The sequence below is a fragment of the Amycolatopsis sp. NPDC049159 genome (genome assembly GCF_040648295.1).
Lineage (GTDB): Bacteria > Actinomycetota > Actinomycetes > Mycobacteriales > Pseudonocardiaceae > Amycolatopsis > Amycolatopsis pretoriensis_A.
Genome location: NZ_JBEZDL010000001.1, coordinates 526590 through 549176, shown reverse-complemented (window position 1 = coordinate 549176; position 22587 = coordinate 526590). Strand labels below are relative to the sequence as shown.

Below are 22587 nucleotides of genomic sequence, written 5' to 3'. Positions count from 1 at the left end.
CGCGCCCACCCCTTCCCGGCGCCCGGAAAATCCCTATCTTCGGGAAGGGACACGGCTAGAACAGGGGAACTCGTCATGACCCAGTCGCTGGAACTCCCGGTCCAGGAATTCTGTCTCGATTGGACACTCGCGGGCGAGGAAGGCCGCCAGGTCGCGGTCACGTTGTCCGGGCAGGTTTCCCTGCTCGACAACAACCGCTTCTACAAGATCGACGGCGTCGTCTACGTCACGGAGGGTGACGCCGACATCCGCGCGGTCGGCAACCCGTGCCTGTCCGTCCGGCGCAACGGCGTCGAAAAGACCGGGCGGCAGTGGGGCTGGGAAATGTGCTCGGCCCGCAAACGCCTGGGCGCGCTCACCACGATGGAGGGCTACTTCGTCCGCACGGGCTACTGGGCGCCCGCCGACCGCGCCATCCAGCTGGGCCTCTGCGCCGAATCCGGGTGGAGCAGGCGGAAGAGCTACAGCCCGCACGTCACCGTCCGGATGGTCGACTGACCACTGTGGACGCCCGGCGCCGCGCCGCGGCGACGACCAGCCCGGCCGCGAGCGCCCCCGCCACCGCGCACCCGGCGCCGAACCCCGGCGACGGTTCGTGCAGGCGCAGCACCGAAACGCAGAGCCACACCGCGGCGCCGAACAGGACGCCCAGCACCGGGCCGCCGACCGGCGCGCCGCGCCAGCGGTGGCCGTTGCGGATCGTGCGCAGCCCGGATTCGAGGTAGGCCAGCGCGAACAGCGCCAGGATGAGGCTGCCCGCGCCCATCGCGCTGGCCAGCGGGTGCTGGCTGGTGAGGAGCGTGAAGGTCTGGGTGATCGGCCCGGTCCGGACGGTCGCCGTGACCGCGCCGCCGACGATCCACCGCGCGATCCCGGGCAGGGTGAGCTCCGCGGTGAAGCCGTTGCCCTCGGCCTTCGCGGCGGTTTCGGCCGAACCGAGCGGAATCCCGGCCGCGGACAGCTCGACCGCGACCGGCCCCGGGTTCCCGGGCCCGCTGAAGATGAGCGGCTTGCTGAGGTCCACCTCGATCGGAGCCGACACGGCGGTCCCCCCGAGGTTCAGGCTCGGCGACGCCGAGTGCGGCAGCCGTTCGGGGTTGAGCAGCGCGAGGACGACCAGCACGAGAGCGGCGACGGCGGCGCCGGCCCGCAGCCAGGCGATGGCGGCTGACGAGCTTTCGGGTGGCCGGCCGGACGAGCCGCCGGTCGGGTTCGGGTCGAGGTGGTCGTACGGCGCGGCCAAGGTGGGGTTGGGCCCGCCGGGCCGCTGCACGGGACGGGTCCGGGCGGGATCGGGTACCGCCGGGCCGCCGCCCGCGGAACCAGGCGCGCCGGGGCCACCCGCCAAGCCGGCACCGCCGGCCGCCGCGCCGAGGGCCGCGGCCTGCGGGGTCGGGCCCGTCGGGGAGTTCAGCCCCGCGATCACCCTCGGCGTCAGGTGCAGCACCGGCACCCCGGACCGCTCCAGCCACCCGGGCCCGTAAACGGCCGTCGCCGCGGACGCCAGATCCGCCGCCAACGACTCCGCTTCCCGGTACCGGGAGTCCAGCTCACGAGCCAGGCTCCGCATCACCACGCCCGCGATCGGCATCGGCACGCCCGCGATCGGCGCCGGGTCGGTGAACATGTGCTGGCGCATCATGCTGATCGCGCCGCGGGTGTTGTCGAACGGCAACCGGCCCGACAGCAGCTCGTACAGCACCGTGCCCGCCGCGTAGACGTCCGCCGCCGGGCTGAGCGCGTTGCCCATCGCCTGCTCCGGTGCGATGTACGCCGGCGTGCCGAGGATCTCGCCGCCGTGGGTCACCAGGGTCGCGCCCTCGCTGATCACGCGCGCGATGCCGAAGTCGGCCACCTTCACCACGCCCTGCGTGCTGAACAGCAGGTTGCGCGGCTTGACGTCGAGGTGCAGCACGCCGGCCCGGTGCGCCGCGTGCAGGCCGGCCAGCATCGCCAGGCCGATCGCGCACGCCTGCTCGCCGCTGACGCCGCCGCCGTGGAAGCGGCTGTGGACCGTCCCGCCGTCGAGGCGCTCCATCACCAGCAGGTGCTCGCGGCCCGTGCGGACGTAGTCGTACACCGGGACGATGTGCGGGTGGTCGAGGCTGGCGAGCACCCGCGCCTCGCGGTCGAAGAGCGCGCTGCTCGACGCGTGGTCGAGGATGTCCCAGGGCAGCTGCTTGATCGCGACGCTGCGGCCGAGCGTCCGGTGCACCCCCGCGAACACCACGCCCATGCCGCCTTCGCCGATCTCCGCCCCGATGTCGTACTGCGGCAGGGCGGCGATCAGCTCGGCCGGTGCGCTCATCGGGTGAATTCCTGCGTGGACGGCAGCGGCAGCCGGACCGTGGCGCCGTCTTCGGGAGGCGTGACCGCCGGCGGTGCCGGGTGCGGGGTCAGGTAGCCGAGCAGGAACGCGATCGCCGCCGCGCCCAGCACGACCGGGATCTCGACCGCCGGCTCCGGCGGGACGAGCCGCAGCACCGACAGGCTGATCACCGCGACCAGGCCGGTGCCGAACCCGGCGGGCAGGAACCGCAGGCCGCGGCGCCAGCGGTTGGGCGCCAGCCGGTGGCGGGCCAGCGCGAGCAGCGCGGCCGCCCAGGCGAGCACCGTCAGCACGAGCATCGCCAGGCCGAACACGCCGTACACCGACCAGACGGAGCCGCGGACGTCGGCGACCGTCGTCGCTTCACCGAGCGTGACGCGCTGGCCGTCGAGCAGCTCCACGGACGAGGGAAGCAGCCCGGTCGCCTGGCCGCTGAGGTCACCGAGGTCGAGCACGAACGTCCGGGTCGCCGAGCCCCGGGCCGGCACCTCGAACGGCGCCGTCGTGTCGTAGGCGAAGAACGTCAGCGCGAGGGCGACCCCCGACAGCCGCACACTGCGGACCTTCACCGGCGCGGTGCCGGAGTTGGTGGCCACGACCTTCAGCTCGACCTGGCTCGCCGGGTCGATCGGGACGGTGGCGTCCTCGATCGGCCGCTGGTCGATCGACACCTGCACGTCGAGCGAGCCGGAATCGGCCGACGCGGCCGGCGCGCCGAGCACCACCGCGCACAAACCCAACGCAACCCCCGCCGCGATGACACGTCCCATTGGGCATCCCCTACTTGCGTAATCCAACTCGTCCGGAATGCTACAGCGAGCACACACCGGGGAGGGACGTCCGATGAGATTCGTGGTTCGGCTGTTTTTGGGCGCCGTTGCCGGAACGTTGCTGCTGCTCACGTTCGCGGGCAACGCCAACGCACAATACACATCTTCGGTTGGTTTGAAACCGTCGAGCGGTAAGGCCGGGAGCTCTTTCACCATTTCCTGGAATTTCTACCCGTGCGGCACGGCGATCACTTTTTCGTGGAACGGCACGCCGATGTGGACGGGGAACGCGACGCTCCAGCAGACCAGCGGCACGGTCGCGGCCACGGTGCCCGCCGGCGCCCAGCCGGGCACCTACCCGGTCACCGGCACGTGCACCAACGCCCGGACCAAGCAGCCGCTCACCGCGAGCAGCCGGTTCACGGTCACCGCCACGCCGACCACGACCCCGCCGCCCCCGACCACCACCCCGCCGGTCGTGACCACGCGCCCGACCCGGCCCGGCACCACCACGACCCCGCCCGGCACCACCACCCCGCCGCCGTCCACCACGACGACCCCGCCGGCGACGACCACCACCACGCCGCCCGGCACGCCCGGCACCCCCACCACGACCAGCACCGTGCCCAAGCCCGGTGAACTCGTGCTCGACCGGCCGAGCATCCAGCCCGGGGAGACCCTCGCGGCGTCGGGCCGGGGCTGCCAGCCCGACCGCACGGTCACGCTCACCTCCGACGGCGCCGAGGTCGGCGAGGCCCGCACCGACAGCTCCGGCGCGTTCACCGCGCCCGTCGAGTTCACCCGCATCGAAGCCGGGCGGCACACCGTCGTCGCCGAGTGCGGGGTGCGGCTGACCGGGGCCGTCGACCAGGTCGTCACCCGCTCGTCCGGCGGCCAGACCGGCACGCTGGTCGTCCTCGTGTTCTTCGTCCTCGCCGGCATCACGGCGATCCGCTTCCGGTAGTCCCCGGTTGACAGGCAGCCGGTCGGCTGCCTATCGTCGGAAAGGCAGCCAACCGGCTGCACGTTTGCCGGGACACCGCGGAAGCGAGCGCGATGGACGAGGTCTTCAAGGCACTGGCCGACCCCAGCCGCCGCCGGCTGCTGGACGCGCTCAACGAGCGCAACGGCCAGACCCTGCGCGAACTCTGCGCGGTGCTGGCGATGGCCCGCCAGTCGGTGAGCAAGCACCTGGCCGTGCTCGAGGCGGCCGGGCTGGTCACGACGACCTGGCGCGGCCGGGAAAAGCTGCACCACCTCGACGCCGCCCCGATCAACGCGATCGCCGACCGCTGGATGACCCGCTACGACCGCAGGCGGGCCGGCGCGCTGGCCGACCTGAAACGAGCACTGGAGTCCGGACCGATGAACGAATTCGCGTACACGACCTACATCAACACGACGCCGGAGAAGCTCTGGCAAGCGCTTACCGACCCGGCCTTCACCCGCCAGTACTGGGGCGTTTCCTTCGAAACCGACTGGAAAAAGGGTTCGCCGATGATCTGGCGCGAAAGCGGTGCGAAAACGGAACACCCGGACCAGGTCGTCCTCGAATCGGAGCCGTTCCGCCGGCTTTCCTACACGTGGCACACCTTCACGGCAGAATGGGCGAACGAGAACGGCATCGACGCGGAAACGCTCGCGAAACTGCAGGGTGAAAGCCGCACCAAGGTCACGTTCACCCTCGAACCGCAGGGCGAACTGGTGAAGCTGACCGTGCTGCACGACGGCTTCGACGACGACAGCACGACGCTGGCGATGTGCAGCCAGGGCTGGCCCGCGCTGCTGTCCAGCCTGAAGACGCTGCTGGAAACCGGCGTCCCCCTTCCGTGATCCCGGCCAACCGGTCGAACCTCCTGAACGCGACAGAACTGACACACGGAAAAGTCTGAATCCTCCCCCTTTCGTGGGCGGCCGGCTGAAGTCCGGGTGAATTCCCTCCGATCGACGCCATCCGATGCGGTTTCGCGGGCGTTAGGCTCGCATAATCCGTGACCGGTGATGGTCCGATCGAGTGACGGGAGAGTGCGCGTGCCGGGGTCAGTACGTGCTCGCTGGATCGTGGCGGCGGTCGTGCTCGCCGTCGTGGCGGGTGCTGCCGTGGTGTGGTGGCCCGGCAGCACCGCCGCCGGGGATCCGGAGATCGCGGTTTCGCGCTCGGCGTGCGGCACCGGCTGGTCGGAGCCGAAGCCCGGTCCGCAGACGTTCCGGCTGCACAACACCGGCTCGGTGACCGCCGAAGTCGACCTGATCGACCCGGCGACCGGCGTGATCTACGGCGAGGTCGAGGGCCTCGGCCCGGACACCACCCGGCCGCTGCAGGTCAACCTCGGCAACGGCAGCTACGCGTTCCGCTGCCTGCCCGAGGACTCGAGCGCGATCGTCGGGCCGGCCGTGCGGGTCAGCGGCGGGGCCGACCGGACCGGGCCGGGCGTCGCGCCGGTGACGCACAACGACCTGCTCGGCCCGCTCAAGGCCTACCAGCAGCACGTCACGACCGGGCTCGGCGAGCTGGTCGCGAACACCGGCGCGCTGAAGGACGCCGTCCACGGCGGCGACCGCGCGGCGAGCGAGGCCGCCTGGCTGACCGCGCACCTGACCTACGAACGCCTCGGCGCCGCCTACGACGCGTTCGGCGACTCCGACGGCGTCCTCAACGGCACCGCCGACGGCCTGCCCGCCGGCCCGGCCGACCCCGGGTTCACCGGCTTCCACCGCCTGGAGCAGGGCCTTTGGCACGGCGAAGACCTCGGCACGCTCGCCGCCGTCGCCGACCGGCTCGACACCGACGCCCACGCGCTGCGGACATCCTTCGGCGACAGCCAGGTCGACGGCAACGACCTCGGGCTGCGCGCGCACGAGATCATGGAGAACACGCTGCAGTTCGAACTCACCGGCCGCACCGACTACGGCAGCGGCACCACCCTGGCCACGGCCCGCGCGAACCTCGACGGCACGCGCGCGGTGCTCGACGTCCTCCGCCCGCTGCTGGCCCCGCGCTACCCGGAGCTGTCCAAGGTGGACAGCTGGCTGACGCGCACGCAGTCCGCTTTGGACGCCGCGCACCACCCGGACGGCAGCTGGACCCCGTTGGCGCGGCTTTCCCAGCCGCAGCGCCAAAAGCTCAACGCCGACGTCGGCGAGCTGACCGAGCTGCTGGCCCCGATCGCCGCGATCGCCGAGCCGAGGAGGGTCTCGTGACCGGCCTGCCGCGCCGTTCCTTCCTGCGCCGCGCCGCCGTGGGCGCGGGCCTGACCGTCGCCGCCGGGGCCGGGCTCGGCGCGTCCTCCGCCGTCATCGACAGCGCGGCGCCCGTTCCCTTCCACGGCCGGAACCAGGCCGCCATCCTGCGGAACCCGCCGGCACAGACGATCGTCGCCTCCTTCGACGTCGTCGCGGAGTCCAAAACGGAGCTGACCGACCTCTTCCGCGCGATCACCGACCGGGCCCGGTTCCTCACCACCGGCGGAGCTCCCGCGGCGCTCGGCATCAGCGCGCCGCCCGCCGACTCCGGGGTGCTCGGGCCCGTCGTGCCCGGCGGCGACCTGGGCGTGGTCCTCGGCGCGGGCTCGTCGCTGTTCGACGACCGGTTCGGCCTGGCGAAGCTCAAGCCCGCCAAGCTCAAGCCGATGACGACGTTCCCCAACGACGCCCTCGACCCCGCGCAGTGCCACGGCGACCTCAGCCTGACGCTGTCGGCGAACTCGACCGACACCGTGCTGCACGCGCTGCGCGACATCGCCCGCGCGACCCGCGGCGGCATGCAGCCGCGCTGGAAGCTCTCCGGGTTCAGCTCCCCGCCGCGCCCGGCGGGCACCCCGCGCAACCTGATGGGCTTCAAGGACGGCACCGCCAACCCGGCCGGGTCCGAAGTGGACGGTCTGGTGTGGACGACCGGAGCCGGCGAACCCGCGTGGACCGCGGGCGGCAGCTACCAGGTGGTCCGGCTGATCCGGATGCTCGTGGAGTTCTGGGACCGGGTTTCGCTGGCCGAGCAGGAGAACATGTTCGGCCGCCGCCGCGACACCGGCGCCCCGCTCGACGGCACCGAGGAGACCGACGTCCCGCGCTACGCCGACGACCCGATCGGCACGGTGATCCCGCTGACCAGCCACATCCGCAAGGCCAACCCGCGCACGCCGGAGACCGACGCCAGCCGGATCCTGCGCCGCGCGGTGAACTACGACCGCGGCGTCGACAGCAACGGCAACCTCGACATGGGCCTGATCTTCGTCTGCTACCAGCAGGACCTGGAGCGCCAGTTCGAGGCGGTCCAGACGCGGCTGGCCGACGAACCCCTGACCGACTACATCTCCCCGTTCGGCGGCGGCTACTTCTTCGCGCTGCCGGGCGTCACCGGCCCGGACGACCACTTCGGCCGCACCCTGCTCGCCTGACCCGCTCCCACCACGAAAGGAATCTCCACTGTGGACACCAGAACCCGCCGGCGACGGCGTGGCCTGCTCGGCGCCGGGGCCCTCGCCTCGGTGGCCACGCTGGCCATCGTCACCGGCTCCGCGTCGACCGCGGCGGAAGCCCAACCACTGAACCTCTTCCCCGCGCACTGGATCCCGACGTCGACGCCGATCAAGCACGTCGTGGTCATCTTCGGCGAGAACATCTCGTTCGACCACTACTTCGGCACCTACCCGAACGCGGCCAACACCGACGGCACCCCGTTCACCGCCGCGCACGGCACCCCGAAGGTCAACGGCCTCGACAAGAAGCTGCTGACCGACAACCCGAACGCGTACAACCCGAAGCGGCTCACCCACGAGCAGGCGCTGACCTGCGACCAGAACCACAACTACGGCGCCGAGCAGGCCGCGTTCAACGGCGGCAAGATGGACAAGTTCGTCGAGAAGACCGAAACGGACAAGTGCACCGGCCAGCCGGTCCTGTTCGGCGAGCCCGGCCTCGTGATGGACTACTACGACGGCAACACCGTCACCGGCATGTGGAACTACGCCCAGAACTACGCGCTGAACGACAACTCGTTCGACACGAACTTCGGGCCGTCGACGCCGGGCGCGCTGAACCTGATCTCGGGCGACACCCACGGCGTGCAGGCGGTCGACCCGGTGACGCACGAGCCGGTCAGCGACGCCTACGCCGTGCAGTCGCCGGACGCGAACGGCGTCGGCACGATGATCAACGACCCGGACCCGGCGTGGGACGACTGCTCGGGCAAGAACCACACGAGCAAGGACAACCTGGCCACGATGCACGGCCGGAACATCGGTGACCTGCTCAACCAGCGCCGTGTCACGTGGGGCTGGTTCCAGGGCGGCTTCCGCCCGACGGGTTCGGCCAACGGCTACGCGGTGTGCGGTCAGACCCACACGAACATCGGCGGCAACGCGGCCGTGGACTACAGCCCGCACCACGAGCCGTTCCAGTACTACCCGTCGACGGCGAACCCGAAGCACCTCGCGCCGTCGTCGGTGCAGGCGATCGGCCAGACCGACCGCGCGAACCACCAGTACGACATTTCAAACTTCGACGACTCGCTCAAGGCCGGCTCGATGCCCGCGGTGAGCTTCCTGAAGGCTCCGGAGTACCAGGACGGCCACGCGGGCTACTCGGACCCGCTCGACGAGCAGCAGTTCGTGGCCGGCGAGATCAACAAGATCCAGCAGTCCCCGGACTGGAAGTCGACGGCGATCGTGCTGGCGTACGACGACTCCGACGGCTGGTACGACCACCAGGCGTCGAAGGTGATCAACGGCTCGCACGACGCCGCGCAAGACCAGGCGGTCTGCACGGGCAAGCCGTCGACGCTGGGCGGTTACGCGGACCGCTGCGGCTACGGCCCGCGGCTGCCGCTGCTGGTGGTTTCGCCGTACAGCAAGGTGAACCACGTCGACCACACGCTGACGGACCAGACCTCGGTGCTGAAGTTCATCGAGGACAACTGGTTCGCCGGCCGGATCGGCGACTCGTCGTTCGACTCCCGCGCGGGCTCGCTGAACGGGATGTTCGACTTCTGGTGGCCCCGCGCCAAGAAGGTCACCCTCGACCCGAAGACGGGCGCGGTCGTCCACAACTGAGCCCAGCACCCCAATGTGGCGTGATCAAGCGTGGGGCCCCTGGTAGGACTGGATTTGCGAAGATCAAGTCCTACCAGGGGCCCCACGTGATCAATTATGATGCCACCCTCGACGCGGCACACTAACCGGTCCTCCACGTCGCCGGTGTCCTACGCGCCGAACGACACCGCCGCGGCCGACGGGCACTGACCCCCTACCGGCGGGCGGTGCTGGTCCTGCGCTGGTTCCGGGACGCCACACCCGTCCACCGGCTGGCCACCGACCACCGCATCAGCCTCGCCACCGCCTACCGCTACCTGCACGAAGCCATCACTCCGGAGCCACGGTGCATCCGTGGTACTCCGGCAAGCACCGCAGCTTCGGTGGCAACGTCCAATTCCTGGCCACCGCCAACGGCTTCCCGCTCTGGGTATCGCCGGTACTGCCCGGCTCGCGCAACGACCTCTCCACCGCCCGCGACCTGAGCATCGTCGGCGCGTTGGCCGCCGTCGCCGGTCAGGGCCTGCCCACCCTGGCAGACCGGGCCTACCACTCAGCCGGGATCGGGATCCTGACACCATCGGATCCACGACCTGCTGCAGCCGATGGTGTTGCCGTGGTGAACGAGCTGCCGCGATACTCAAGACCCGCTGGTCAGCGCCGCGACGAGTCACTCTCTGCCCGAAACGCATCGGCGCCACCGTCCAAGCGGCCCTGGTACTCAACGAGCAGGAACACCAGGGCCGCTACCGAGAAAACCTCATGGGGGTGCTTCAGGGGACGACCGGGTCGAGGTCCCAGGTCAGGGTGACCACCGTGCCGCCCTCGCCGGAGGCGATGTCCGCGCGGTCCGCGCTCGCGCGCAGCAGCAGCAACCCGCGGCCCCGCGGGGAAACCGGGCGCGGGTCGACCACCGGGGTGCGCCACTGGCCGTGGTCGCTGATCACCACTTCGATCCGGTCCTCGTGCGCCCGCGCGTCCAGGTCGACCACGCCGGGGCCCGCGCCGTCGTAGGCGTGGTCGGCCACGTTCGCCAGTGCTTCGTAGGCGGCCAGCACGATGTCGCGCGCCCGGGCCTCGTCGACGCCCGCCGCCAGCACCCACGCCATCAGGTCGTGGCGGAGCCGCCGCAGTGCCTCGGGGGTCGCTTCGACGCCGTGGCGGCGGAACGACCCGGCGGGTTCGTGCATCGGGGCTCGCCCTTCTTCCGTGCCGGGGGCCGTCATCCGAGCGCTTCGCCGACCGTCGGGTGGACGCTGATCCACGTGTCGAGGCCGGTCGTCTTGAGCGGGCCGGACGTCACCGGGGAATCGCTCACCACCCGCAGCGCGCGCTCGGCCAGCCTGCGGTGCGCCGAGGCGAGCACCTGCAGGCCCGCCGAGCAGAAGAACGTCACCGACCGCAGGTCGACCACCAGCGTCTCCGGGCTCTCGGCCAGCACCGCGTCGACGACGTCCTCGAACTCCGGCGCGCTGAGCAGATCGATCTCCCCCGCCACGCCCAGCACGGCGGCCCGGCCCCGCCAATCGAGCGTGACCGCCAGGTCGGTGGCGGGGAGATCCCGGGAGGAAGGCGTCACGGCCCCTTATGGTGCCGCACTCCCGGGCAAACGGCTACCGGTGCGGGAGCTGCACGACGGTGACCCAGAAGTCGTCGATCTTCCGGACCACTTCGATGAACTTCTCGAAGTCGACCGGTTTGGTGACGTAGGCGTTGGCGTGCAGCTCGTAGCTGCGCACGATGTCCTCTTCCGCCTCGGAAGTCGTCAGCACGACGACCGGGATCGTGCGCAGGTCCGGGTTCTGCTTGATCTCCCCGAGCAGCTCCCGGCCGTCCTTGCGGGGCAGGTTGAGGTCGAGCAGGATCAGCCCGGGCCGCGGCGCTTCCCGGAACCGGCCCTCGCGGTTGAGGAACTCGAGCGCCTCGACGCCGTCGGCCGCGACGTGCAGTGCGTTGCGGATCTTGTGGTGCTCGAACGCTTCCCGCGTCATCAGCACGTCGCCGGGGTCGTCCTCGACGAGCAGGATGTCGATCGGGGCGGGCGCCTGGGTCATGCTTCCCCATTGTCCGTTCGGGCCGGCAAGGTGAACCGGAAGGTCGTTTCGGTGGCTTCGGTGTCGAGCCAGATCCGGCCGCCGTGGTACTCGACGATCCGGCGGCACAGAGCGAGACCGATGCCGGTGCCCGGGTAGGCGGTCCGCGTGTGCAGGCGCTGGAACAGCGCGAACACCCGTTCGGCGTACTCCGCGTCGATGCCGATCCCGTTGTCCGACACCGAGAACACCCAGTCGTCGCCGTCGCGCTCGGCGGTGACCCGCACCTCCGGCGGCGTCTCGCCCTTGAACTTCAGCGCGTTGCCGATCAGGTTCTGGAACACCGCCGTCATCAGCGCCGGTTCCACGCGCACCTCGGGCAGGTCGACGTGGGCGACCTTGCCGCCACTCAGCGACAGCGCGACCTCCAGGTTCGCCAGCGCGTCGTCGACCAGCCGGTCCGCGCCGACCAGGACGTGCTCGCCCGGTTTCCGGCCGACCCGCGAGAACGCGAGCAGGTCGTTGATGAGGACCTGCATCCGCTTCGCGCCGTCGACGGCGAACTCGATGTACTGGTCGCCGCGCTCGTCGAGCAGGCCCTGGTAGCGCCGCTGGAGCAGCTGGCAGAAGCTGGCCACCTTCCGCAGCGGTTCCTGCAAGTCGTGCGAAGCGACGTAGGCGAACTGCTCCAGGTCGGCGTTGGACCGCTCCAGCTCGCGCGTGCGCTTGTCGAGCAGCGCGTGCGCTCGCTCCAGCTCGGCGACCTCGTCGAGGATGCGCTGCCGCATGGCTTCGACGTCGGCGCCGAGCTGCGCGATCTCCCGCGGCCCGCTGCCGTGCACCGGGTGGTGGACGTCCTGGTCGGCGACCTGCCGGACCTCGCCGGCCAGGTCGAGGATCGGCCGGGTGATGACCCGCCGCAGCCCGATGGACAGCACCGTGAACAGCACCACGAGCAGCACGGCGATGGCGACGAGCATCGCGGTCAGCAGGTCCGCCGCCGCGTCGAGCTGGGCGCGCCCGGCGTCGCGGACGGCGGAGAGGTGGTCGAGCTGGGCGGTCATCGCGGCGCGCACCGCGTCGAACTGCTCCCGGCCGCGCTCGACCTCGGCCGGCGTCACCACCGGCGCGCCCGGCACGAGGGTGGGCGCGGCCGTGGCCTGCCACGTCTGGGCCGCCCGCAGCACGGCGTCGAGGTCGTCGCCGAGCTCGGTGCCCGGGACCACGCCGGACTGCCGCAGCTGGCCGACGGCGTCGGCCTGGGCCCGGACGCCGTCGGTGTAGGGCGTGAGGAAGTCCGGCTGCCGGCCGAGCTGGTAGCCGCGGACGCCGGTTTCCTGGTTCAGCAGCGCCGTCGACAGCTGGAGGGCGGCCAGCCGCTGCGGCCCGATCACGTCGAGCAGGCGGTTGCGGGCGTCGGTGAGGTTGTTGAGCGCGATCCCGCCGCCGATCAGCGCGGCGAGGAGCAGGACGGTTTCGGCGACGGCGAGCAGGGTCAGCCAGCGGCCGATCGACCAGCCCCGTGCGTCAGCGGTCATCGGGCGGACTCCCCGGGGTCGTGGCAGAGCAGGGCGAGGGCGACGTCGTCGTCGAGCGGGCCGGAGTTGAACCGCTCGGCGCGGGCGATCAGTTCGTCGAGCAGGTCGGTGCCGTCGAGCCCGCCGCGGTGCAGGATGTCGAGCACGAGCTCGGCCATCCGCTCGTGGCCCAGCCGTTCGGACCCGGCGCCGACGCGGCCCTCGAAGACGCCGTCGGTGTAGAGCAGCAGCGACCAGCCCGGCTCCAGCTGTACGTCGAGGGAGTCCCACTTCGCGCCCTCGACGATGCCGAGCGGGACGCCGACGCGCCCGCCGTCGAGCAGGTGCCCGTCGCCGGGGGTGAGCAGCAGCGGCGGCAGGTGCCCGGCCAGCGACAGGCGCAGGGATCTTCGGTCCGGCGCGACGACGACCATGCAGACGGTGGCGAACAGCGGCTCGATCCGCTCGTTCACCAGTACCCGCTCGACCATGCTCAGCACGTCGGCCATCGGCAGGCCGGCCATCACGAGCGAGCGCCACGCGATCCGCAGCGCGACACCGAGCGCGGCTTCGTCCGGGCCGTGGCCGCAGACGTCGCCGATCATCATGTGCACGCTGCCGTCGGCGAGCTCGACGGCGTCGTAGAAGTCGCCGCCCAGCAGGGAGCCGTTGCGGCCGGGGCGGTAGCGGGAGGCGAGGTCGAGGTGCGGGTCGCGCAGCAGCGGGACGGGCAGCAGGCCGCGTTCGAGCCGCGCGTTCTCCCGGGCGAGCAGCTGCTGCTGGAGGAACTGCTGCTCGACCTGCTCGGCGCGCTTGCGTTCACGGGCGAAGCGCAGCGCCTTCACCAGCAGCGGCCCGTCCACCTGGTCCTTGACGAGGTAGTCCTGCGCGCCGGCGGCGACCGCGGCGACGCCGGTGGCCTGGTCGTGCTGCCCGGTCAGGACGACCACGGCGACCCCGGGCGCGTGCTGGACGAGCTTCGTCAGCCCGCTGAGGCCCATCGCGTCGGGCAGCTGGAGGTCGAGCACGACGCAGTCGGCCGTGAGCGGGGCGACCAGCGCGGCGGCGAGCGTTTCGACGCGTTCGAGCGAGAACGGCACGGACGTGTCCGCCAGCATCTCCTCGACCAGCAGCGCGTCGCCGTCGTCGTCCTCGATCAACAGCACCCGCAGGCGGGTGCCGGGATTCCACGATGAGTCGTGCGCGGCGGTCACCGGCTTCTCCCGTTCGGCTGCCCTCGAGCCAGCACATCCAGACGATCAACCCTAGCGGCACCGGCGCCGGCCCACTACGGCCGCGGAACCGGTCTCACCGGGGTAGCGCTTTATAGCACCCCGATGCGACACCGGGTGGGTAACAGTTCGGTTCGTGGCCGTGCCGGATCCGGGCTCGCCCGGCCTACGCTCCGGGCGTGCCCGCGTCCCGAGCCGCTTTCGCCTGGTGGGGAGCCACCGCGTGCTGGCTCCTCGGTTCCCTGCTGGGCGGCCGGCGCACCCCGGTGGAGGCGGCTCTGCCGATGCCGGTCGCGGTGCTGGCGTACGTGCTTTGCGCGGGGCTTTTCGCGCTTCTGGTGTACGGGGTGCACCGCGGGGTCAAGGGGATGCGGACGGCGCTGGCGGTCGTGGGCGCGCTCGGCATCGTGGACCTGGTGGTGCAGCTGGTCGGCGACGTCGTGACGCGCTCCTACGGGCACGGCGCGTTCTTCCTGGCCGCGCTGGTCCTTTCGGGCGCGGGCTTCGTCCTGCTGTTCAGGCCCTCGTGAGTGTTCAGGAGGGCCGCGGCAGACGGGCGGCGAGGAACTCCTGCTCCACGGCGTTGTCGCTCAACGCCAGCGCCGCCCGGTACGCCTCAGCGGCCTCCGCGTCGCGGCCGAGGCGGTGCAGCAGGTCCGCCTTCGTGGCGGGCAGGTAGCGGTAGCCGGCCAGCCTGCCGTCGGACTCCAGGCGGGCGAGCTCGCCGAGTGCCGCCGCCGGACCGTCCACCATGGACAGTGCGACCGCGCGGTTGAGCGCCACCACCGGGGACGGCCACAGGCCCAGCAGCACGTCGTACAGCGCGAGGATCTGCGGCCAGTCCGTGTCGGCGTAGCTCGGCGCCTGCGCGTGCAGTGCCGCGATCGCCGCCTGGACGCTGAACCGGCCCGGCGGCCCGCTCTTGAGCGCTTCGACGACGAGCCGGTCGGCCTCGGCGATCGACGCGGTGTCCCAGCGGGTGCGGTCCTGCTCCGCCAACCGCAGCAACCGGCCCGTGCCGTCGGTCCGGGTCGTGCGGCGGGCCTGGAGGACGAGCAGGAGCGCCAGCAGCCCGGCGACCTCGGTGTCGGCCGGCAGCAGGGCCCGCAGCATCCGCGCCAGGTCGAGGGCGCGGCCGGTCAGCTCGTCGCGGACCAGGCCGGTGCCGGTGGACGCGGTGTGCCCGGCCGAGAACAGCAGGTGGACGACGGTCAGCACGACCGACACCCGCGCGGGCAGGTCCGCGGCCGACGGCACCGCGTACGGGATGCTCGCGGCCGCGATCTTCTTCTTCGCCCGCGTGATCCGCGCGGCCATCGTCGGCTCCGGCACGAGGAACGCGTGCGCGATGTCGGCGGTCGCCACCCCGCACACCAGCCGCAGCGTCAGCGCGATCTGGGCCTGCTGCGCGAGCGCCGGGTGGCAGCAGGTGAAGACGAGCCGCAGGCGGTCGTCCGGGATCGGCCCGGCCGGCTCCGGCGGCTCGGTCGCCTCGGGCTCGACCAGCAGCGGCAGCTTGCGCCGCAGCACTTCCCGGTGCCGGACGCCGTTGAGCGCGGTCCGGCGCGCGACCGTGGTCAGCCACGCGCCGGGCCGGTCCGGGACGCCGTCGCGCGCCCAGCGCTGCAGCGCCTGCAGGTAGGCGTCCTGCACGGCCTCCTCGGCCTCGTCGAGGTCGCGGGTGACCCGCACCGTCGCGGCGAGCACGGAGGCCCACTCGCGACGGTGCGCCTCGGCGACGGCGTCGGCGGCGGGACTCAGTCCGGCACCACCTGGAAGTCGATCAGCGGCCGGACCTCGACGCCGCCCTCGACGACCGGCGTCAGCTTCGCGCAGGCGAGCGCGTGGTCGAGGTCGCGGGCCTCGAGCAGGTACACCCCGGCCAGCACCTCCTTGGTCTCCACGAACGGCCCGTCGGTGACGAGGTCGCCGCGGAGGGCGGTGGCCGTCTCGTTGGGCTGCAGCGCCAGGCCCGCGGTCACCTTCCCGCCCAGCTCGCCGATCCGGTCCGGCAGCCCGATGTGCCGGTCCATGATCTCCTTCGGCAGGTCCTCGGGCGGGATCCGCTCGTAGATCAGCACCGCGTACTGCGCCATGGCCGTTCCTCTCGTCGTGGTCCTTTCCTACCCCGTCACGCGAGAGGCGGCGAAATCGACAGCTCGGAACAACGGACATCCGGAGATCTTCTCGGCGACGTACGCGTGCCGGCCGGTCAGCGCGCGGCCAAGGTGACGGCGAACGTGTTGCCGTCGCCTTGGAACAGCGAACTCAGGTACGCGGTGAACGTGCCGCAGCCGGTAAGCGCCGGGATCGCGAACCCGCCGGTCACCGGGCCGCCGGTGGCGAGCGCGAAGCCGGTGCCCGTGCGCAGGTCCACCGGGATCGGTGCGCTCGCCCGGCAGCCCGCGTCGGCGACCGGCAGGCCGAACAGCGTCACCTGCGGCACCGCCAGCGCGAGCTTCGCGTGCGCGACGAACCCGTCCCCGGTGAGTTCGCCGGTCTGCGGGCCGTCGGGGGTGAACCGCAGGTCCGCCGTCCCGGGGACGAACCCGAAGACCTTGAACTCCGCCTTCGCCGGGTCGAACGCCGCCGCGAAGCCCGGGACGGCGAACGACCCGGTGAGCGGTGCCGTCGCCCCCAGGGCCTTGAGCGTCGTCGAGCCGGTCACGCCGTAGTCGTGCCGGGTCTGCGTGCTGCCGAGGTCGAAGCTCAGCAGCACCGGGTCCTGGCCGGCGTCGAGCGTGCAGTCCGAGGTGAACGAGCCGAGCCCGGTGAACGACCCGTCGGCCTTCTTCGGCGTGAGGCGCGTGCTGAAGTCGCCGATCGTCAGCGCCGTCTTGCCCGCGTTCGGCAGCTGCACCGGCGGGACCGAGCCGGTCGCCGGCGTGGTGAACGGCCCCGACGACGGCACCGCCGTCTTCGCCACCGCGAGCGGCAGGGCCAGTGGCAGCGTCAGCGGGCCGTTGGTCAGCGTCACCCCTGCGGACGCCGTCCCTTCGATGCTCGCCGCGCCGACCAGTGCCAGGCCGCGGGTGGACTTGTCGGGCACGGTCACCGAGACCGCGAGGTCCGCCGTGGTGAACGTGCCCCCCGGCGCGGACGGCACGTCGAACGCCGCCTTGATCTCGACGTCCAGCTTCTGCAGCCCGATCAACGGGAACGGGCAGGTGTAGCTCAGCTTCTTGGTGATCGGCGTCGACGCGTGCGCGGGCACGGCCGCGAGCGGCAGCACCAGGCAGGCGAGGGCCGCCGCGAGCAACGACCGGGCTTTCCGCACGGGCTCTCCCTTCGAGGGCATGGCACCGGCCCCCGCCGCGGCGCGACGGGGGCCGGTAGTTCGGGTCACTTCTTGGTGAGCACCAGGTCCAGCGTGTTGCCGTCGCTCTTGGCGAACGCGCTGATGATGTCGTTGAACGAACCGCAGTTCTGCAGCGCGGACAGCGAGTAGGTGCCCGAGAGCTTCCCGCCCTTGAGCAGGTCGAAGTCGGGGCCGGTGGTCATTTCGCTGGTCGACGACGTGGTCGTGCCGCACTTCGGGTCGGTGCTGATCGGGATGCCGAACAGGTTGACCGTGGTGAGGAACGTGTCGAACTTGATGTGCGCCTTGAACCCGGTGCCGACGAGCTCACCGGACTGCTGGCCGTTCTGCACGACCTTGACGTCCGAGCTGCCCTGGATGAAGCCGAACAGCTTGAAGTCGGTGTGCGTCGGGTTCAGCTTCAGGTCGCCGGTGAACGTCTTGGCCGAGAGGTTGACGTCGGCGTCGAACGAGCCGGTGATCGGCGCGGTGCTGCCGAGCGACTTCAGCGCGGTCTGGCCGGTGATGCCGAAGGAGTACTTGATGCCGCCGCCCGGCGGGGTCGTGGTGGGCGGCGTGGTCACCGGCGGGGTGGTGGTCGGGGGCGTGGTCACCGGCGGGGTCGTGGTCGGCGGGGTCGTGCCGCCACCGCCCGCGATGGTGATCGTGGCCAGGGTGTTGTTCTGGCCGGCGTCCTGCGTGCAGGGCGCGTCGATGGTGCCGTCCGGCGTGATGCCGGTGACCGAGCCGTCGGCCTTGCGCGGGGTGACCTTGAGGTTCAGGTCGCCGACGGTGATCTTCGCCTGGCCGGGCTGGGTGAACGTCAGCGACGGCGTCTTGCCCGACGCGTTGATGTTCAGCTCACCCGAAGCCGGGATGTTCGTCTTGTCCAGCGTGATCGGGACGTTCACCGGCAGGTTGAGGCTCGGCGCGGCGACGGTCGCGGCCGCCGTCGCGGTGCCCTCGATCGTCGTGGCACCGATCAGGCTGAGGCCGGCGACGGTGTCCGCGTTGATCGTGGACACGGCCTTGATGTCGAACGCGCCGGTCGGCTGGCCGGTGTTGACGGTGGTCGGCAGATCGGTGTTGATCACCACCTTCAGCGACTGCGAACCCACCAGCGGGAGCGTGCAGTGGTAGTTCAGCGTCAGCGAGATCGGGTCGGCGGCACTGGTCTGCGCCCCGAGCACGAGTGCGGTGGCGACCAGCCCCACCGCCGCCGTGGCCGCGGCGGCCGCGACCGTCTTCTTCTTGCCTCTTGGGTGACTCACGATGGTCCTTCCGTGTATCAACAGTGATACGAAACGGCGCGCACATTCTGCGAGAATCGCGACCGACCGTAAGCTAACGAGCGCGGATGGCGGCAATCAAGAGCTTTTGGTGAAAACGCCACGCCACACCCGCAAATTGTCACACGGGCACGTCGGCCGGGCCGGGTTCCTAGCAGACGGAGGAAGGTTTCCCCAGCACAGCGCCGTCACCGAACCGCTGACGCACGTGACAAGTCCCCGCCGCCGAATGTTGACGGAGGTGCCAACCGGTCATTCTCTCCTTGCTCGCGGACAACCGCGCCGCGTAGCTTCGAAACCCATGAAAAGAATGCACAGCGCGGTGCTCGCAATGGCGGCGGCCGCACTTCTGTCGTGCGCCGCCTGTGGCTCGGACGCCCCGGCGGCCGACCCCGGCCGCCACGCCGACCCCGCGGCGCTCGCCTGGGTCGACAAGGTGTGCACCGGGGTGGCGGCGGGCTCGGCGAAGCTTTCGCAGCCACCGGCGGTCGACAGCGCCGACCCGGTGAAGACCCGCGACGCGATGGTCGACTTCCTGAGCAGGCTCGGCTCCGCCCTCGACGACATGGCGGGCGGCATCCGCGGTGCCGGCGTCCCGCCCGTCCCGGATGGACAGTCCGCAGTGGACAAGGCCACCGGCAACCTCACCGCGACCAAGACCAAGGTCGGCGAGACGAAGGCCAAGATGGAGCAGGCGAAGGTCACCGACGACGCCAGCCTGCGGAAGGTCATCTCCGAAGCCGACGCCACCATGGGGCAGCTCGCCGACCCGGAGGGCCCGATCAAGGACCTCAAGGCCAACCCCGAGCTGGACCTGGCCTTCAGCGAGTCCGCGACCTGCAAGCGCGTCTACGGGAGCGGCGCGTGAGCGCCCGCCGCGTGCTCGCCGCGCTGGTGGCGCTGGTCCTCGCGACGGCGCTCGCCCCCGCCGCTTCGGCGGCCCCCGCGCCCGCGGCCGGGACCGGGCCGGCCGACGACTCGTTCTACACGCCGCCGTCCCCGCTGCCCGCGGGCAAGCCGGGCGACGTGCTCCGCTGGCGCCCGTCGAACGCGGGCCCGCGCAAGGCGTCGGTCGACGCGTGGCAGGTGATGTACCTGTCGACGAACGCGCTCGGGCAGCCCGACGCGGTCACCGGCACCGTGCTGGTGCCGAAGACCGCGAACCGCGCCACCGCCCCGATCGTCTCGTTCGACCCGGGCACGCACGGGCCCGCGTTCGCGTGCACGCCGTCGAAGATGATCGACATCGGCGCGTTCTACGAGCAGCCCGGCCTCGACGACCTGCTCGACGCGGGCTACGCCGTCACCGTCCCGGACTACGAGGGCTACCAGAGCACGCCGAAGACGACCTACGTCGTGGGCCGCGCCGAAGGCCCGGCGGTGATCGACGGCGTCCGCGCGGCCCAGCGGCTCACCGCGGCCGGGCTGTCCCCGACGGCGAAGGTCGTCTTCCGCGGCTACTCCCAGGGCGGCGGCGCCGCGGCGTGGGCCGGCGAGCTGCAGCCGGCGTACGCACCCGAGCTGAACCTCGTCGGGATCGCGGCCGGCGGGGTGCCCGCGGACCTGGTCCAGGTGACGCTGCAGCTCGACGGGAAGTTCGGGTTCGGCGTGTTCGCCTACGCACTGGTGGGCCTCGACCAGGCCTACCCCGAGTTGCAGCTCGACTCGTTCCTCAGCGGCAACGGCCGCGCGAAGCTCGCCGAAATGAAGCAGAGCGCGTGCACGTTCGAGCTGCTCACGACGTACGCGAACCAGAAGATCGCGGACTACACGACCGGCCCGGGCTACATCAAGCCCGCGTGGGTGGCCCGGCTGAACGAGAACAAGCTCGGCGGCACCCCGCCGAAGGTGCCGGTGTTCCAGTACCACGGCACCGGCGACCAGCTGGTGCAGTTCGCGCAGGCCGACGCGCTGCACAAGGCGTACTGCGCGGCCGGGGTCGCCGAGACGTGGAAGACCTACGACACCGACCACATCACGCTGGTCTACACCGGCAACGCCGACGTCCTGGCCTTCGTCAAGGACCGGATCGCCGAGCTGCCGGCGAGCTCGAACTGCTGATCAGCGGGTGCGCCCGCCGTGCGGGCGCTGCTGCCAGGAGCTGATCACCGAGCTGACGTACTCGCGCCACTGGTCCTGCTGGTCCGGTGGCGGCGCCGTCGTCGCGGGTCCCGCGGGTTTGCGGCCCGCGACGGCGGGCGCGCTCGGCTTCCTGGCCGGGGAGTCGTGCACCTCCGCGGTGAGCGGCGGCGCTTCGGCGGACGCGCTCATCGTCTCCACCGCCTCGCTGGAGGTCGGCGGCGGAACGGGGGCGCCGGCCCCGGGCGGCGGCACGGCCGTCCCGCCGACCTGGTGCGGCTGGAACAGCACGACGGCGGCCAGCCCGAGCGCGACGACCCCGCCGGCGGCGAGGATGAACGGCTTGGTCCGGCGCGAGGTGTCGGCGGGCGGAGCGTCCTGCGGGCGCTCGTCCACGGGCTCCGGCGCCGCCAGTTCGGCGTCGAGGATGGCGAGCGGGTCGGGCTTGGTCTCCGGTTCCGGCGCGGGCTCCTCGGCGAGCTTCGCGTCGAGGTCACCGCGGATCATAAGCGGCCTCGTCTGCGAGAGGTCCACCAGTTCGGCGACCGAGGGCAGCTCGCTCCCCTCGCCCTTGCGTGCCATCGAAAGACCTCCACCCTGTCGGCGTCACCTGGAGGAACCATGCCCGAGCCGCGAGAGCTGCTCCGCTTCGCCGTCGTCGGCTTGGCCGCGTACGGGGTCACCCTACTGGGCGACTACAGCCTGAAGCTCACCGTGTTCCGGGAGAAGCCGGTGACGGCGCTCGCGCTCGCCACGATCGCCTCGACGGCGTTCGCGTACCTGCTGTCGCGCCGCTGGTCGTTCGCCGGCCGCGGCGGTCACCAGCGGCTGCGCGAGGCAACGCTGTTCTTCGTGGTCAACGCGGGTGCGGTGGCCGTGAACCTGGTGCCGCCGCTGGTGTCGCGGTACGTGCTGCGGCTGGAGGAGCCGCACGTGGGCTTCCTGGCGCAGGAGATCGCGGACTTCGTCGCGGGGATGGTGCTGGGCACGCTGTGCGGGACGGCGTTCCGCTGGTACGGCTACCGGCGGTGGGTGTTCCCGCGGTCAGCGCCACCAGTTGGCGTCCCCCAGTTCGGTGAACCCGAGCTTGTCGTGGAGCGACTTCCCGGCCCGGGCCGCGGTCAGCGTGACGGGACGGTCCTCGAAGTGCCGTAGGACGGCGTGCACGAGCGCCCGCCCGACGCCCTTCGAGCGGTGTTCCGGCAGCGTGGTGACCCAGTAGACGCCGCCGACGCCGCCGTGGTCCATGGTGACGCAGGCGCCTTCGCCGCCCTTGAGGAAGACGGCCTGGTCCAGGAGCGCGCGGGGGAAGACCGTGCCGGGTTCGAGTGGCTGGTACTCCTCCAGCGGAAAGCCGTCGACGACGACGGCTTCGGCCACGGCCAGCTCCGCGGCGGTCCGGACGCGGGTGACGCTCCCTTCGTCCGGCACGGGCGCGGGTTCGCGGACCATGACCGGCAGCTGCCCCGCGGTCATCCCGAGGTCGTGGAGCTCGAGCACGCGGAAGGGATCCTCGACCACGACGGCCCGGCCCTCGGCCCGCTTGACCCGGGCGAGTTCGGCGATCTCCCGGGTGGTGTCCCCGTCCGGCTCACCGGTGCGCAGCATGATCCGGAACCGGCGGCCGTCGATCGCGGCGAAGCCGGGGCGTTCGAGGACACCGTCCCCGCGAGCCCGGGCCAGCGCGGTCCACATCGCGACGGCGTTGCCGCCGGCCTGCCGCAGCCGCTCGGTGCGCGATCCGGTCATGCCGGGAGCTTAGGACCGGCGTGGTCCCTTCCCCAGGGCCAATCCCCGCGGCCCGGACCAGGCCACTCGCGGCGGCGACGTCATGAACGAGTCGTTCACCTCGCCTGACGGCAGGAAAGAGTCGTTCATGACGTCTCGCCAGTCGCGGCCCGGCAACGCCCGCTCCGCCAGCGGGCCGACTCCAGCCGCAGGCGCTCCCCCGGGCCCAGCCCAGCCCAGCCCCGCGCCAGGCCACTCGCGGCGGGGACGTCATGAACGAGTC

General features: G+C 71.7%; 23 protein-coding genes and 1 pseudogene. 11 read left to right on the top strand and 13 right to left on the bottom strand.

What is annotated here, in order from left to right; all coding sequences use genetic code 11:
• Positions 1 to 75 precede the first annotated feature (75 nt).
• Entirely contained in the window at positions 76 to 498 is a 423-nt protein-coding gene (locus AB0B33_RS02640) for a hypothetical protein (protein ID WP_247019464.1), read from the top strand.
• On the opposite strand, the gene AB0B33_RS02635 is transcribed toward AB0B33_RS02640, so the two are convergent.
• Together AB0B33_RS02635 and AB0B33_RS02630 are read right to left on the bottom strand one after the other, a co-directional pair.
• Positions 476 to 2308 (bottom strand): serine/threonine-protein kinase, encoded by a 1833-nt coding sequence (locus AB0B33_RS02635; RefSeq protein ID WP_360765907.1) that lies wholly within the window; start codon positions 2306 to 2308, stop codon positions 476 to 478. The two genes, AB0B33_RS02640 and AB0B33_RS02635, sit on opposite strands and share 23 nt — an antisense overlap.
• Positions 2305 to 3099 (bottom strand): hypothetical protein, encoded by a 795-nt coding sequence (locus AB0B33_RS02630; RefSeq protein ID WP_360765904.1) that lies wholly within the window; start codon positions 3097 to 3099, stop codon positions 2305 to 2307. Before AB0B33_RS02630 ends, AB0B33_RS02635 begins: the two co-directional genes overlap by 4 nt.
• 274 nt (positions 3100 to 3373) lie before the next feature.
• Between AB0B33_RS02630 and AB0B33_RS02625 the strand changes: the two genes are divergently transcribed.
• The 6 genes and pseudogenes from AB0B33_RS02625 to AB0B33_RS02600 all read left to right on the top strand — a co-directional run.
• Positions 3374 to 4063 carry a hypothetical protein gene (locus tag AB0B33_RS02625; RefSeq protein ID WP_360765901.1) on the top strand — a complete coding sequence of 230 codons (690 nt, stop codon included), beginning with the start codon at positions 3374 to 3376 and terminating at the stop codon, positions 4061 to 4063.
• 92 nt (positions 4064 to 4155) lie between these two features.
• Positions 4156 to 4932 carry a metalloregulator ArsR/SmtB family transcription factor gene (locus tag AB0B33_RS02620; RefSeq protein WP_360765899.1) on the top strand — a complete coding sequence of 259 codons (777 nt, stop codon included), beginning with the start codon at positions 4156 to 4158 and terminating at the stop codon, positions 4930 to 4932.
• Positions 4933 to 5130: 198 nt separating this feature from the next.
• Positions 5131 to 6300, top strand: coding sequence for an EfeM/EfeO family lipoprotein (locus AB0B33_RS02615; protein WP_360765896.1), 1170 nt, complete (start codon positions 5131 to 5133; stop codon positions 6298 to 6300).
• Positions 6297 to 7496 (top strand): Dyp-type peroxidase, encoded by a 1200-nt coding sequence (locus AB0B33_RS02610; protein ID WP_360765893.1) that lies wholly within the window; start codon positions 6297 to 6299, stop codon positions 7494 to 7496. The genes AB0B33_RS02615 and AB0B33_RS02610 overlap by 4 nt, the downstream gene beginning before the upstream one ends.
• A gap of 30 nt (positions 7497 to 7526) precedes the next feature.
• The gene (locus tag AB0B33_RS02605; protein WP_360765890.1) at positions 7527 to 9149 is read left to right on the top strand and encodes an alkaline phosphatase family protein; all 1623 of its coding nucleotides are present in this window, start codon (positions 7527 to 7529) and stop codon (positions 9147 to 9149) included.
• A gap of 137 nt (positions 9150 to 9286) precedes the next feature.
• Positions 9287 to 9851, top strand: a pseudogene (locus AB0B33_RS02600) (transposase family protein); the annotation flags it as partial.
• A 50-nt stretch (positions 9852 to 9901) separates the two neighbouring features.
• Here AB0B33_RS02600 and AB0B33_RS02595 read toward each other — a convergent pair.
• From AB0B33_RS02595 to AB0B33_RS02575, 5 genes are read right to left on the bottom strand one after another with little or no spacing between them, the layout of a single operon-like run.
• The gene (locus tag AB0B33_RS02595) at positions 9902 to 10318 is read right to left on the bottom strand and encodes an ATP-binding protein (protein ID WP_360765887.1); all 417 of its coding nucleotides are present in this window, start codon (positions 10316 to 10318) and stop codon (positions 9902 to 9904) included.
• A 32-nt stretch (positions 10319 to 10350) separates the two neighbouring features.
• Positions 10351 to 10707: an STAS domain-containing protein gene (locus AB0B33_RS02590; protein ID WP_360765884.1), complete on the bottom strand. Its 357-nt coding sequence runs from the start codon at positions 10705 to 10707 to the stop codon at positions 10351 to 10353.
• Positions 10708 to 10741: 34 nt separating this feature from the next.
• A complete protein-coding gene (locus AB0B33_RS02585; RefSeq protein ID WP_360765881.1) occupies positions 10742 to 11182 on the bottom strand; it encodes a response regulator in 441 nt (146 codons plus the stop codon).
• The gene (locus AB0B33_RS02580; RefSeq protein WP_360765878.1) at positions 11179 to 12699 is read right to left on the bottom strand and encodes an ATP-binding protein; all 1521 of its coding nucleotides are present in this window, start codon (positions 12697 to 12699) and stop codon (positions 11179 to 11181) included. Before AB0B33_RS02580 ends, AB0B33_RS02585 begins: the two co-directional genes overlap by 4 nt.
• Positions 12696 to 13892, bottom strand: coding sequence for a SpoIIE family protein phosphatase (locus tag AB0B33_RS02575; protein ID WP_360765876.1), 1197 nt, complete (start codon positions 13890 to 13892; stop codon positions 12696 to 12698). The genes AB0B33_RS02580 and AB0B33_RS02575 overlap by 4 nt, the downstream gene beginning before the upstream one ends.
• A gap of 197 nt (positions 13893 to 14089) precedes the next feature.
• Between AB0B33_RS02575 and AB0B33_RS02570 the strand changes: the two genes are divergently transcribed.
• The gene (locus AB0B33_RS02570; protein WP_360765873.1) at positions 14090 to 14440 is read left to right on the top strand and encodes a hypothetical protein; all 351 of its coding nucleotides are present in this window, start codon (positions 14090 to 14092) and stop codon (positions 14438 to 14440) included.
• A gap of 4 nt (positions 14441 to 14444) precedes the next feature.
• Here AB0B33_RS02570 and AB0B33_RS02565 read toward each other — a convergent pair whose 3' ends face one another.
• The 4 genes from AB0B33_RS02565 to AB0B33_RS02550 form a co-directional block, all read right to left on the bottom strand.
• Positions 14445 to 15617, bottom strand: coding sequence for a DUF6596 domain-containing protein (locus AB0B33_RS02565; RefSeq protein WP_360765870.1), 1173 nt, complete (start codon positions 15615 to 15617; stop codon positions 14445 to 14447).
• A gap of 50 nt (positions 15618 to 15667) precedes the next feature.
• On the bottom strand, positions 15668 to 16006 hold the full coding sequence (locus AB0B33_RS02560; RefSeq protein ID WP_360765868.1) for a YciI family protein: 339 nt from the start codon (positions 16004 to 16006) through the stop codon (positions 15668 to 15670).
• A gap of 116 nt (positions 16007 to 16122) precedes the next feature.
• Positions 16123 to 17187, bottom strand: coding sequence for a DUF6801 domain-containing protein (locus AB0B33_RS02555; protein WP_360765866.1), 1065 nt, complete (start codon positions 17185 to 17187; stop codon positions 16123 to 16125).
• 65 nt (positions 17188 to 17252) lie between these two features.
• A complete protein-coding gene (locus tag AB0B33_RS02550; protein ID WP_360765863.1) occupies positions 17253 to 18479 on the bottom strand; it encodes a DUF6801 domain-containing protein in 1227 nt (408 codons plus the stop codon).
• Positions 18480 to 18798: 319 nt separating this feature from the next.
• Here AB0B33_RS02550 and AB0B33_RS02545 point away from each other — a divergent pair, with 319 nt between their 5' ends.
• Both AB0B33_RS02545 and AB0B33_RS02540 read left to right on the top strand, forming a co-directional pair.
• The gene (locus AB0B33_RS02545) at positions 18799 to 19365 is read left to right on the top strand and encodes a hypothetical protein (RefSeq protein ID WP_247019441.1); all 567 of its coding nucleotides are present in this window, start codon (positions 18799 to 18801) and stop codon (positions 19363 to 19365) included.
• Entirely contained in the window at positions 19362 to 20558 is a 1197-nt protein-coding gene (locus tag AB0B33_RS02540; protein WP_360765860.1) for a lipase family protein, read from the top strand. The genes AB0B33_RS02545 and AB0B33_RS02540 overlap by 4 nt, the downstream gene beginning before the upstream one ends.
• On the opposite strand, the gene AB0B33_RS02535 is transcribed toward AB0B33_RS02540, so the two are convergent.
• Positions 20559 to 21158 (bottom strand): hypothetical protein, encoded by a 600-nt coding sequence (locus AB0B33_RS02535; RefSeq protein WP_360765857.1) that lies wholly within the window; start codon positions 21156 to 21158, stop codon positions 20559 to 20561.
• 39 nt (positions 21159 to 21197) lie between these two features.
• Here AB0B33_RS02535 and AB0B33_RS02530 point away from each other — a divergent pair, with 39 nt between their 5' ends.
• Positions 21198 to 21731 (top strand): GtrA family protein, encoded by a 534-nt coding sequence (locus AB0B33_RS02530; protein ID WP_247019437.1) that lies wholly within the window; start codon positions 21198 to 21200, stop codon positions 21729 to 21731.
• Here AB0B33_RS02530 and AB0B33_RS02525 read toward each other — a convergent pair.
• On the bottom strand, positions 21621 to 22325 hold the full coding sequence (locus AB0B33_RS02525) for a GNAT family N-acetyltransferase (protein ID WP_360765853.1): 705 nt from the start codon (positions 22323 to 22325) through the stop codon (positions 21621 to 21623). The genes AB0B33_RS02530 and AB0B33_RS02525 overlap by 111 nt on opposite strands.
• Positions 22326 to 22587: the final 262 nt, after the last annotated feature.

Bases quoted from the DNA above. Each gene is read 5' to 3' on its own strand.
- AB0B33_RS02525 (WP_360765853.1), bottom strand. From the start codon at position 22,325: ATGACCGGATCGCGCACCGAGCGGCTGCGGCAGGCCGGCGGCAACGCC.
- AB0B33_RS02560 (WP_360765868.1), bottom strand. From the start codon at position 16,006: ATGGCGCAGTACGCGGTGCTGATCTACGAGCGGATCCCGCCCGAGGAC.
- AB0B33_RS02635 (WP_360765907.1), bottom strand. From the start codon at position 2,308: ATGAGCGCACCGGCCGAGCTGATCGCCGCCCTGCCGCAGTACGACATC.
- AB0B33_RS02585 (WP_360765881.1), bottom strand. From the start codon at position 11,182: ATGACCCAGGCGCCCGCCCCGATCGACATCCTGCTCGTCGAGGACGAC.
- AB0B33_RS02545 (WP_247019441.1), top strand. From the start codon at position 18,799: ATGAAAAGAATGCACAGCGCGGTGCTCGCAATGGCGGCGGCCGCACTT.
- AB0B33_RS02630 (WP_360765904.1), bottom strand. From the start codon at position 3,099: ATGGGACGTGTCATCGCGGCGGGGGTTGCGTTGGGTTTGTGCGCGGTG.
- AB0B33_RS02595 (WP_360765887.1), bottom strand. From the start codon at position 10,318: ATGCACGAACCCGCCGGGTCGTTCCGCCGCCACGGCGTCGAAGCGACC.
- AB0B33_RS02530 (WP_247019437.1), top strand. From the start codon at position 21,198: ATGCCCGAGCCGCGAGAGCTGCTCCGCTTCGCCGTCGTCGGCTTGGCC.
- AB0B33_RS02580 (WP_360765878.1), bottom strand. From the start codon at position 12,699: ATGACCGCTGACGCACGGGGCTGGTCGATCGGCCGCTGGCTGACCCTG.
- AB0B33_RS02620 (WP_360765899.1), top strand. From the start codon at position 4,156: ATGGACGAGGTCTTCAAGGCACTGGCCGACCCCAGCCGCCGCCGGCTG.
- AB0B33_RS02625 (WP_360765901.1), top strand. From the start codon at position 3,374: ATGTGGACGGGGAACGCGACGCTCCAGCAGACCAGCGGCACGGTCGCG.
- AB0B33_RS02535 (WP_360765857.1), bottom strand. From the start codon at position 21,158: ATGGCACGCAAGGGCGAGGGGAGCGAGCTGCCCTCGGTCGCCGAACTG.
- AB0B33_RS02640 (WP_247019464.1), top strand. From the start codon at position 76: ATGACCCAGTCGCTGGAACTCCCGGTCCAGGAATTCTGTCTCGATTGG.